This is a genomic window from Psychrobacter sp. NG254 (assembly GCF_015277735.1).
Lineage (GTDB): Bacteria > Pseudomonadota > Gammaproteobacteria > Pseudomonadales > Moraxellaceae > Psychrobacter.
Genome location: NZ_JADHDA010000005.1, coordinates 111,336 through 123,942, shown reverse-complemented (window position 1 = coordinate 123,942; position 12,607 = coordinate 111,336). Strand labels below are relative to the sequence as shown.

The following is a 12,607-nucleotide window of genomic DNA, read 5'->3' as shown; positions in this document are numbered from 1 at the left end:
GCATAGCATATAAAGGTGTTATAGCAAGGTTTTTATCACTAACCGCCTACTTCATACGTGCTATTAAATTGTCTTTTTTGACGAACTGATGGTATAGCGCAGCTGCGATATGTAATACGGTAAAGCCTATAATCATTGTCCAAATGATATCCACATGCAAATCATTATAAAAACGCGCTAAGGTGCGATCAGGCGTAACGAATACAGGGATTTGGAACAAGCCAAAAATATCGACTGGTCGACCACCATATACAGACATCAATAGACCGGCCATCGGCATTGCAATGAGAATGGCATACAGGGCGAAGTGCGACAGCTTCGATGCCACTGACTGCCATTTTGGCATTGGTATCGGTGGTGGCGCCTTAGTAAATATGCGATTTATCACACGCGCAATCATCCAGCACAGCAAGCTGATGCCAAATGCTTTGTGATAGCCAATGTATGAGTTGCTACCTAAGTATTCATACAATAGGATCATTGACCATGTGACTAGCAGTAGAGCAGCGCTAATCCAGTGAAAAATACGGCTACTGATGGGCCATTTTGCTACATGCGAGCGAGTATTGTTCATGAAGGGCTCTATTATCTGTGTACGAAGTTATTTCCAATCAATTTTATAGAAAAAATAGCGACTCATGCAACCTTAAAAATTATAAGTATGCACGGGTCGGTATCTATAAAGTGAAGAATACTCCAAACCTAGACTAGAAGCTAGTCATCCAAATCAATCAGGTGATGCGCGATCTTATCCAAATCTGCAACCATGTATACCACATCATCAATCGTGACTGCTTGGTAGATATAAGAAGCTACCTCATTTTTGTCCAAATACTCATTGCTTGCATCGATATTGGTGCTACCAAACTGTTCAGGTAAATCAACATCTTTGACGTCAGAAATACGTACTTGCATTTGACGTAAGTCACCTGCGGTTTGTAAGGCAAATCGATGGTCTGTCGTATTGCCTTCCAATATGATGATTTTCTCTGGTATCTGATCTTGTGGTAACAAGTGAAACACAGCCACGTCTTGCTGCTGCCAATGATAGGTAGATACACGTTCTTGATGATTGTCTACGCTTAAAATCAGACCGGTTGGAATGACCCAATCAGGCTGATCAAATGCTGGAACAATCGTGATATCCAACATACCATTAGTAGTGGTCAATAGACTGACAGCCTCAAACGAATGCTTCAAAATTTGTTTCATACGTCGCTCACAATAAGTTAGCGTGAATGGCTTGCTGCCCTTTCACCGATATAGTTAGTCAATTTCTGTGCCAAATCTGTAGGGCTGCCAATAAAATCGCAATAGCCTGAATCAATAATAGCCTGAGGCTGACTAGGGCACGCACTCGTGCTCGGGTCTTGCGCCCATAGTTGACTATGATTGTCTTGAATTAAATCCAGATACTGAGAGCCATCATTGCCCATGCCTGAAAATATAATATTGATAAGCTCGCTACCATGCACATCACTAGTGTTTTTGAGAAGATGGCCAATATCAGGCTTGTATTCACCAATCCAAGCTTGATCCAGTAGTATTACTCGACCTGTTGAATCACACACAACTTGCTTATCTATAGGCGCGATCAGGCAATGCCCTGCTCGCAACCGCTGTGAGGACGCGATAATTTCACAGCGCCACTTATTATGGCGATTGAGTATACGCGGCAATGTCTCAATCATCGTATGATTAAAATGATGTGCCAGTAGCACACAGACTGGTAGCGTGGGTGACAGGTTATCTAAAAATTCCTTTACCGCACTAGGCCCACCCATAGAAGCACCCAAAAAAACCACATAGTGCCAGTCTGTCTCATGCTCACTTTTCTTGTAAGCAGCAGCATTTACCAATGTCGGCAAGGCAAGCAGTTCTGCAAACTTACGCTGCAACTTACGCTGCCATTTGGCATATTGCTGAGATTCATTGAGATAAGGTGCTTGACTGAAACCGACCAACACAGCTGCTGGCTTAGAGGCGGTCGTCGCTGTTATCATGCCATCATCGTAGTCACTGTCTATTAACCAAATATCGACAGGGGTATTGGCCAGCTCACTCTTTTCTTGCCACTGTGCTCTTGAGACGCAGTCAACCAGAGTAAAGCCGCAGCTACGTACTGTGTCTGAAAAAGCCATACGCTGGCGGTGGTCTTCTGCCACCACCAGCACATTAATGTCACTCTTACTCTTTTTTCGCAGCGCTAAAACACGTGCATTATCCTTCATCAGTCAGACTGACCCCTTTACCCAGTAGTTTTTGGATTTTCTCAAGCAACTCTTTTTCTTGGAATGGTTTGCCCATATAGTCATTTACCCCAATGTCTAGGGCACGCTCACGATGTTTTTCACCAGTACGTGAAGTAATCATAATAATTGGAATATTATGTAAACGATTATTATATCTGACTTGCGTGGCAACCTCGAAACCATCCATACGAGGCATTTCTATATCTAGCAATATCATATCAGGTGTCATATCCTGCAATATATCAATCGCATCGATACCATCTTTTGCCAGTGCCACGTTGAATCCATGACGCTCTAAGAAACGTGACGTGACTTTACGTACTGTGACCGAGTCATCGACAACCAAGATAGTAGACTTAGATTCAATGCGCCCTTTTCTAACATTCGTCGCTTTGGCAGTATTTTTGACCAACTGCGCATTACGCATCAAAGCAATCAGATCCAAAATTAGCATGACTGAACCATCACCCATAATAGTGGCCGCTGAAACCCCTGGAATATTCGATAGCTGATGTCCTAACGGTTTTACAACCACTTCAATCCGTGATCCTGCAATTTGATCAACTTGCAAAGCAATATTTTGCCCAGTACGATTTTTAATAATAATCAGCGGTAGGCTAGTATTGGTATTAACGACCAGCTCGTTTAACTTACTGCCCGATAAAATCTCATTTAAATAGCGTACACGATAATCTGTGTCTTCAAAGTTTATTGTCGCGTCATTTGATTGATAATAATCATAGAGCTTTTCTGGGCTAACACGTACCACGCGCTCGATCTGTACCAATGGTATGGCATAGTAACGATCTGCTGCACGCACAACAAGCGCATCGGACACCGCGACCGTCAGTGGTAATCGCATGGTGAAACGCGAGCCTTTACCAAGCTCAGAGACAACCGAAACAGTACCACCTAATTGACGAATCTCGCTAATAACGACATCCATACCAACGCCGCGTCCAGATATCTGAGTCACCTGTTTACTGGTACTCAAACCGGCATTGAAAATATACTGCATGATGTCAAGATCGGTCAGACTGTCATCATCGGCATCAATAAGGCCTTGAGAGATAGATTGCTGACGAACCGCCTCTACATCGATGCCGCGCCCATCATCTGTCAATTGAATGACAATCTCACTACCTTCACGCTGTACTTCAAGAGTGATGTGCCCACTACGCTCTTTACCTGCTTTTAAGCGTGTCGACGTGGTTTCAATACCATGATCGACAGCGTTACGTAGCATATGCTCAAGCGGTGAGGTTATACGCTCTAGAATGGTTCTATCCATTTCATCATCAGCATTAATGATGGTCAACTCTACCGACTTATTAAGCTCATTGGCTGTCTGACGGACAATACGTTCAAGACGAGGTGTGAGACGCGTAAATGGCACCATACGCGAGTTCATCAGACCATCTTGCAGTTCTGTTTGGGTCCGTGATAGCTGCAATAACAGACTCTCACTGTCACGGGTTTTTTCCAATAACGTTTGATTGATATCAACCAAATCCGATGCTGACTCGGTCAGAGACTTGGACAGCTGATTCAAAGAAGAGTACTGATCCATCTCTAGAGGGTCAAAGTCTTCGTTATCGATCAGATCTTCATCTATCTGCGATAGAATCTGGGCTTCAAGCTCAATTTCCATACGACGTAACTGATCGGCGAGTCGCTGTACCGTCGTACCCATCTCTTCAATACTATTGGTTAAGCTACTGATGCCCATGTCGATACGTGCACGGTTAATCGCTGACTCACCTGAGAGATTAATCATATGCTCAATCAAACCACCAGAGATACGGATCATCTCATTGCTATTAGCGCTTTGATCTCCCTCATTGGTGTCTCTGAGCATAGAAGGCATGTCGCTGATGTCTTTTTCAAGATAACGAGCGCCTTGATTTTCTTTAGCAATTAAAATAGCCTCACGCTGTACTTGTAGAGACTCTTTAGGGATTTGCTTTAAGCTATCAGGATTTTTGCTAAACTGCTCCAATGCCTCAATCAGTAATGTAGGCGTAGGCGGGTTGATATGCTGTTGTAAAATAAATACCGCATCGGCAAGCCAATCATGACCGGCGACCAATAGCTCCAATGCTTTTTTGGTTGCTGTACGATGATGACTCACAAAGTCGGTATACACAGCCTCCATGGCATGAGCCAGATTAGCAGTACCCGTTGCTGCTACCATCCTCGCCCCACCTTTGATGGTATGCATGTCACGCTGCAGCGCTTGTAGTGCAGTGGTATTTGCTGTGTCTTTTAAGAACACATGCAGGTATTTATTACGGTTGGTCAGCTCTTCTGCTTCTTCTAAGAACACGGCCAAGATATCAAGATCAGGTAGTCCATTTGCCCATGATTGCTTGATCATGTCATCTAAGCGTGGCGCATCTAACCCATCAGTTCTATGCTCAATTGTTTCAATAGCTGGGCTTTGACGTGTTGGCTCAAAATACTTCTTCGGCGCTGGTATAATAAGCTCTATTGTCTTTGGCAATACCTTAGCTTTTTCGAGTACTCTTAATTGCTCAATCAGTTCTGGCGTAAAGAATGATTTTTTATGACTCACAATATGCATGATTTGCAATGACATCGTGTCCTGCACCATTTGCATGACTTCTAGCCACTGCGGTGTTGGCAGGCGGCGACTCTCTACAAATGACTCATAAACGCTTTCGGCTTCGTGAGTCAAATCGCCAATACTGCGAATACCAGCCATTCGCGCGCCACCTTTAATGGTATGCAAATGACGTTGCAATACTTTTAGCGCATTCATATTAGTAATGTCATCGCGCCACTTATTGAAGCTTTCATCTAGCGCCGTATCAAGCTCTTGCGCCTCTTCTAAAAATATCTCTAATAGTTCATCATCAGTGTCAATGGATTCAAGCTTTAGCTCAGGTGATGCGACTGCTCGAACGGTAAAGTCAATATCATCAGGAGTTTTTTCTTGATAAATACTTTGTAGCTCGTCGATGACGTTGTGGTCTATCTTCAATGAAGTGCTACCAGCCAATGCATCAAACAATCCAACCAACTGAGCATGACCCGCCAGTAGTATAGATTGAACTTCTTTGTCTCTTGCCTGATCTAGATTGTCGTTTAGATAGACGTAAGCATTACCCAGCTCACTAAGAATGGTCGTAAATTTTGGAAATGCTTGCGCCTTAGCAGCCAGACCAGCGATTTGTGAAACTTGTTGCTCTACATAATGTTTGATCTGTGCTGTATCAGCATGATTAAGCGCGTCATCTAAGTCCCACTCAGCATCTAACAATTCATCGATATGATTGTCTAATAACTGCTCTATTGTTGGTTTGTGGTCAGAGTCGACATTAGTATTCTGAGACACATACTGCTCACCCAACATCGCTTGCAACGACTCGATGTCTTTTTGGCTTTGTGCATCTTCTACCGAACCATTATGCTGCGGCAAGCTTTGTTTATAATTGCTTAAATAGCCTTCCATTAGCTTGGTCGATTGAGCCAATGCCTCTAAGTGTTGGGTATTCATCGCCGTGTCTTGCTTCTGTAACAGTGCCAAGCTATGTTCTATCGTTGCGCTAACATCACTGATAGCCGCAAGAGCGCTTGAACCGGATGCAGCTCGCAAGGTATGAAAGGCGCGTACAATATCATCTGTCACTTCGATAGATGAGCGATTTTGATTGTCTTTGACAAACTGGTCGATATTACCTAAAAGCGCCTCTGCTTCCTCAATGAATATCTCACAAAACTCTTTTTCTTCTTCAGTTTGAGGCGTTAGGACGATTGTCGCTTCTGCCATTCTCTCATTCACAGAATGAATCGTTTGCAGCGTCGTATCTATCTCTTCACTATTGCTTTCACCAGCGTTATTGGTCTTGTCACTATCGGCTAGCAGCGGTACATCTTGAACTGCCGCAGGCTCAAGCTCATGGATTGCTTGCGTATACAACTCAGCATAGCTGAATTCATTACCGCACTTTTTGCTATAAGCATTGGCACAGATGACCCATAAGGGCATCGTAGCTGGGTACTCTTGGCTGTTGCTCTCAAACGCCGTTAGTATCGCAGGATATGCTGCCAACACATCCGTAATCAGCTGATACATGTCAGCCGACATCTCAACACTACGATCTAGGACACGATTCAGCATGTTTTCTATGGCCCATGCTAGCTCGGCGCTATAGTTAGCCCCTACCATACGGCCAGACCCTTTCAACGTATGGAAACCACGGCGGATATCTTTTAACCCATCTAGGTCAGTCGCTGACAGCTGCCAGCGCTCATACAGAGGTACGATTTCGATTAATACGTCGTTGGCCTCTTCTATGAATATCTCTTTAATATCGGGATCTGCATCATTAGTATCGGCTGATAACTGCTCAGACTCGTGAATAAAGGGTAGCAATATCTCTGGTATCTCTAACTTGGCTAAAAAGTCTGCTGTGTTACTCGCTTTATCATCATCAGATAAGGACAGTTCAGCATCATCAGTGGTGGTCATTGAGTCACTTAAAGCACTTTCTACCGATTCATCTGAGATGTCATTGTTGTCAGACTCTGATATCCTCAATCCAGTATTGATAGGCTGCTGCGCCATGAGATTGTTACTTTGCACGATAGTAATTGCAGGATCAAAGCGTGCAGGTTGCTGCGCCTCAAAATCTAATACCAGTACCGATAAACGTTTCGTTGTCTCTATCACAAAGTTTACGACGTCGTCTGTGATAGGTAACGCCTTATTTAGCAAACAATTGAGCAAGTGTTCGATTGACCACGCTATCTCACTGATACTAAACGCACCGACCATACGGCCTGACCCTTTTAGCGTATGGAAACCTCTACGCACCTCAGTCAGTGGTGTCAAATCCTGTGAGTCCTGTTCCCAAATAGGCAAGAAATCCCCTAAATCAGAGATAACTTCAGTCGCCTCTTTGATGAAGGTATTATGGATATCTGCATCCACTTCAAAGCTGTCAGGTTTGACTTGTGTACGAGCATGCCTTAGCGCACCACTTTCTGCTGAATCGATAGTAGAGTCTACTGCTATCGCAGGCGCAATCTCGCCACTATCATCATAGCGCGTCACGTTATGAGTCGTCATTGCTTGTTGGACAAGCCACGTATCATGTGGCACTTCTGGCGAGTCAAGATACATATCCAAGAGCTGGTTTGCTCTAGCCGTATGTTCATTAGCCAAGGTGAGTAACTGCTGGTCGAAAACCTGCTGCGCCATCCTATCAAGAAACAGTTCAATCGATGTTAAGCTTTCAGCCAATGCTTGGGTCATGTCCCAGCTCAATACTGCCACCTGATGCATCGTCAATGTTGCAAAGACACTGGCTATATCGCTGATAGTTTGGCGAACACTGGCAAGCCCCATATCATTGAAGGCATTTTCGAGACGAGAAAAGGCGGCTGCCGCGGGCAACAGCTTTATATCTTGGCGCTGTGTATATCCATCGAAGCCTTGCTTTATCTCTTCTACCGCGATACGTAGCTCGCGCAAGTCATGGTCAGTAGCAACCGTCTGCTGTATAGCGCCATCTTGTCTGTCATTGCTCTCAGATACATCAGGCACGGTAGAAAAAGAAGCTGACTCACCAATCTTGAGTGATATGATTTGCTCGGTACTATGAATGCTGTTATACAACTCTTGGAGTTTTCGCTCAATCTGCCATTGCTCTTGTGCAAACCCTGTGTCTGAGGACATTGCCTGCTGCAAATCTGCCAGAATAGACTCAACTTGTGACTCATAATAGCGCCAGCCACGACTCTCAAACTGATGCTTTATTTGCTGCAAAGGTGTGATAAGAGTCTCCGGCTGATCCAGCTCAAAGATAAGGGTATCAAGCTCATTCATCAATCGAAGCAAAAAGCGTGGCGCTGCGGTGTTGCTTTTTGACACCTCATCTAGAATTAGCTGTGTACGGTCACTTCTGTTTACGAGGTAACTTAGCTCAATATAGACTGCCGTGATGAGGTCTTGGACAGCCTCTGACGACAATGAGATTTCTGGCTGAGCACTGGACTCTATGGCATGATCTAGCTGACTCAATAAGGGTGCGTAATATTCCGGCAATGGCGTATCGTTATCAGCAAGATCATTTAGCCATAGCTCGGTGAGATACCAAAGGCGCTGAAGATCCATCTCTTCTGCCGTTTGCCAGAGGTAGTGGCTGACTTTTTGTAAGATTGTTAGCACAGACGATGTATTGACATTAGCCACTAGCAACGCTTGCACTTGCTGTCGCCAAACCAATAACAGCTGCTGATATTGATGACTCTCTAAATGGGTGACAGCGACATTGGTTGGTATGACCATGTCCATGCTGCTGACAATGCTCAGGCTTGCGTCATGACTGGTGTCAGTATATATATGTTCTTGTTGGGCATTACGTGTGCTAATAGACGACGCTACTGAAAGACCTCGTTTGGACAATGCTTGAACCAACTCATCCTCAGCGCTATCTACTGTTGCGATATAATGGCTACCAATGCGTGCATGTTGGTTGAGCTCATGCTGCAATACTCTATGAGAATGTTGCCCCATGCGGCGGTCTTTGACAGATAAATCGGTATCAGACGCCAATCCTGCTAACAAACTCAACTTGTTAGCAAGGCTCGCTAAAGAAGACAGTTTTATCATGGTCAGTGCACCACTGACTTGATGATAGTTCGCTGCCATCTGCTCATAATTGGCATTGACAGCATCTACTTGCCAGCCATTAGATACCTGTGATAATTGCTGATTGAACAATGGTAGTAGCCACTCAAGCGTCACTATGTCATTGGGCTGGTTTTTCATAGGGTCATCCTAACTCGTCTAAGCACTTATTTAGGCACTAATTTTTTGCCACACATTAACCTGTGGGTGCGCAATACGGCGCATATTTGAAGGACGCCAAAACAGCGCCTCACCTGGAGCCAATACAATATACCCCTCTAGCGCACACTGCTCTGATAGACGCGCCAAAATATCACGCTGATCAAATTTTCTAAAATACAACAACATATTTTGGCAGATAATCACGTTTTGCAGATACGCTGTGGGTGGTCGGTGTTCGATAATGTTATGCAAAGTAAAACTAACATGTGATTGTAAAGTAGAGGCAATTTGCCAATGCGGCTGCATATTATCCATCATTGACACAGTAGAGGAGTGATTGGTATTTGAACGCTCTATAGCACTCTCAACGGCTAACGGCTGGATAAATTGCTGACAATCTGCTGGAATTAAAAACTGCTGCCTTTTATCATACTGACCCAAGCGGGCGTTTCTAATGGCCTCTTCGCTGACATCCGTTCCTAATATTTCATAGTTTGGCAGCTGGACTGCTGCCAAACTCATGGCCACAGACCAAACCTCTTGACCACTTGCACAACCCACACTCCAAATACGAAATACGTCGTCAGTATCCTTGGCACTCGCTTGATGTTGCAAGGCGCATTTTTCGACAAAATCAATAGAAGGCTTGTGACGAAAAAAACGGCTTTCATGAATCAAAACTTTGTCTAGCAAATGTTGGCGCAGTTCATGGTTTTCTGGCAATTGGCACCACAGCTGCGCGGTCGTTAATGCATGCGATACTGCGGTATGCTCAATCGCATTTTTGAACCACTGCTGCTGTATATTTGGCAGGATAAAGCCGATCTCTCGCTCTATATAGCGTTGCCACTGTTTTACATTAAAACTGTCGTTTTCCATTACAGTATCATCCAAGGAAAGATCGACTGTCTTAATCAAGTGCCTATCTAATACCAAATATGACACTCATCATGACTTCAAGAACAAAAAACAGTACGATTCATCAAGATAGTTTCAAAATCAAAAATACTTGTTGGAGATTTTCTGTCTGTATTAAACACTTGCTGACATTGCACTCTCAGCTGCTAGCATATCATGCGCCAACATATCATCATCATTAGTTACTTTAAAACCAGTCACTGACTCTTGTAGTGCTGCAGCCATCTCACTCAGCTCACCGATAGAACGAGCGGTTGCCATCGTACCAGAGGATGTCTGTGAAGTAATATCTTGGATAATATTCATCGTATGAGAGATATGACCCGCAGACTCAGCCTGCTGCATTGCTGCGTTTGAGATGTTTTGAATCAAGTCTGCCAAAGTGTTAGAAACACTCTGTACTTCCTCTAGTGCTTCCCCTGCATCTTTTGCTAGACGGGCACCGCGTACTACCTCAGAAGTCGTTGACTCCATTGACATGACGGCTTCGTTGGTATCTGCTTGAATGGTTTTTACCAGTGTTTCAATCTGTTTGGTGGCGTTTGCTGAACGCTCAGCCAGACGCTGAACTTCATCAGCAACAACCGCAAAGCCTCGCCCTGCTTCACCTGCCATAGAGGCCTGAATCGCAGCGTTCAATGCCAAAACGTTGGTCTGATCAGCAATATCGTTAATCAAGCCGACGATGTCACCAATTTCTTGCGAAGACTCACCCAAGCGTTTAATACGTTTTGAGGTTTCTTGAATCTGGTCACGAATCACGTTCATACCTTCGATAGAACGCTGTACAACCTCAGCACCATTATGAGAGATCGCAACTGAACGCTGTGCGACCGTTGCAGACTCTGACGCATTGTTTGAAACTTGGTCAATTGATATCGTCATCTCATTGATCGCCGCTGACACACCAGCAATTTCTTGTGCTTGATGCTCAGAGGCTTCAGCCAACTCAACCGCATTCATCTGAGTCTGATCTGAGGACTGCGATACTTGGTTGGCCGTGCTGTTAATAACCAGTACCAATTGGCGCAATTGGTCAATGGCAAAGTTTACCGAGTCAGCGATCGCCCCTGTAAAGTCCTCTGATACGGTCGCATTAACCGTCAAATCACCTTCTGCCAAATCACCCAACTCATCAAGCAGACGTAAGATTGCAATCTGGTTACGTTCGTTTTCTTCTTGAATCTGACGAGCACGCTCAGACTCTGCTTCGGCTTCTTGACGGCGGCGTAAGGTTTCTTTTTCAATCAGTAAGCGCTCTGAGCCACCACGTTGTCTGAGCAACTGGTATGAGGCAAACAAAATACCCAACGCACTGACGGTAAAAATAGCAACTGGCAAAATAACCGATTGGCTAAAGTTGCCAAAATACTGACTCACTGATGATAACGAGTTAATCAGCCAAATCAGACAAGCCACACTCAATATGGCAAAAAGACCCAATAATAGCTTCCACGTATTATCAGAATTTTTGTTATCTGCCGCTGTGCTGGCCATGCCATTTACAGGTTTTCTTATAACATCACTCATCTTGCATATTCCTTTCAAACCATCATCAAAGTCTTATCGTGTCTGACTTTGACAATCTTATTGTTATCGAAACAATGATTAGCAAAGCCTGTATAAATGCTGACATGCCACTGCTTTATATCAGTCGCTATTATTCTGTCACTGCTCAGCAGACAAATATTCTATTGTCTATGATTATATTGCTGCATCTGCATACTGTAGATCTTGTGCGAGCAAGCTTGGCATAAAGACATACCACTCTTGTTCTGCTTTAAGAAATTTACCATGATTGTAAGGCGCAAACGGCGAATCGTAATCGATGGCCTCTGCACGGTATTGTTCACGAGTGAACTGTTCAATACCCAGCACTTGATCAACCAATAATCCTGACAAAACATTGTTATATTCAACAACAATCACTTTGCGTTGGCTCATTTGTGGCACTAGGCTCGGGACCTGCAAAAAATCGGCCAAATCCGTGAGTGGTAATAGACGACCTCGGATATTGGCAATACCGAGCATCCAGGACTTGACTAGAGGTAAGCTTGTATATTCTGGCATGCTCAAGACTTCTGATACTTGACCCATAGGCGCAACCAGTCGTTGTCCACCGATCTCAAACACCACGCCTTGCCAATCAAATGCTTGTCCACCGCGACGGCCGCCTTTGCGCGCGCGCGCCAAATCTGCTGAACGCAGAAGCTCAATAAACCCTCTAGAAGCCACGAATTACTCCATCACTGTACGAATCATATTGACCAATCTATTTTCATCAACTGGTTTGTTCATGTATTCTTTGGCACCTTGACGCTTGCCCCATACTCTATCTGTCTCTTGATTTTTAGTACTAATCATAATGACTGGAATATGAGCGGTAGTTTTGCCTCGGGTGATTTTTCGCGTTGCCTGAAAACCATTCATTTCAGGCATAACCACATCCATTAAGATAACATCTGGCAGGTGATCAACCGCCATCTGGCAGCCTTGCTCACCATTAGTGGCTTCCAATACTTTAAAATGATTCTTGGCAAGCATATCGCGAAATTTCGCCATTTCTGATGGCGAATCGTCAATGACTAAAACAGTAGTCATAGAAATTTCCTTTGTT

The 12,607-nt window shown here is 44.2% G+C and carries 7 protein-coding genes and 1 pseudogene; all 8 read right to left on the bottom strand.

The features are described 5' to 3' along the window. Nucleotides 1-46: 46 nt before the first annotated feature. Complete coding sequence (locus IP510_RS09875; protein ID WP_194364619.1) at nt 47-574, bottom strand: cytochrome b; 528 nt, start codon at nt 572-574, stop codon at nt 47-49. Between the two features lie 140 nt (nt 575-714). After that, nucleotides 715-1,212, bottom strand: coding sequence for a hypothetical protein (locus IP510_RS09870; RefSeq protein ID WP_194364618.1), 498 nt, complete (start codon nt 1,210-1,212; stop codon nt 715-717). A 17-nt stretch (nt 1,213-1,229) separates the two neighbouring features. Further along, on the bottom strand, nt 1,230-2,231 hold the full coding sequence (locus tag IP510_RS09865) for a chemotaxis protein CheB (RefSeq protein WP_194364617.1): 1,002 nt from the start codon (nt 2,229-2,231) through the stop codon (nt 1,230-1,232). Next, nucleotides 2,221-9,051: an Hpt domain-containing protein gene (locus IP510_RS09860; RefSeq protein WP_194364616.1), complete on the bottom strand. Its 6,831-nt coding sequence runs from the start codon at nt 9,049-9,051 to the stop codon at nt 2,221-2,223. The genes IP510_RS09865 and IP510_RS09860 overlap by 11 nt, the downstream gene beginning before the upstream one ends. 30 nt (nt 9,052-9,081) lie before the next feature. Next, nucleotides 9,082-9,951 (bottom strand): CheR family methyltransferase, encoded by an 870-nt coding sequence (locus tag IP510_RS09855; protein ID WP_194364615.1) that lies wholly within the window; start codon nt 9,949-9,951, stop codon nt 9,082-9,084. Nucleotides 9,952-10,104: 153 nt separating this feature from the next. Continuing rightward, a pseudogene (locus tag IP510_RS09850) lies at nt 10,105-11,178 on the bottom strand (methyl-accepting chemotaxis protein); the annotation flags it as partial. 516 nt (nt 11,179-11,694) lie between these two features. Further along, complete coding sequence (locus tag IP510_RS09845; protein WP_194364613.1) at nt 11,695-12,225, bottom strand: chemotaxis protein CheW; 531 nt, start codon at nt 12,223-12,225, stop codon at nt 11,695-11,697. A gap of 3 nt (nt 12,226-12,228) precedes the next feature. Next, complete coding sequence (locus IP510_RS09840) at nt 12,229-12,591, bottom strand: response regulator (RefSeq protein ID WP_194364612.1); 363 nt, start codon at nt 12,589-12,591, stop codon at nt 12,229-12,231. Between the last annotated feature and the right edge of the window lie 16 nt (nt 12,592-12,607).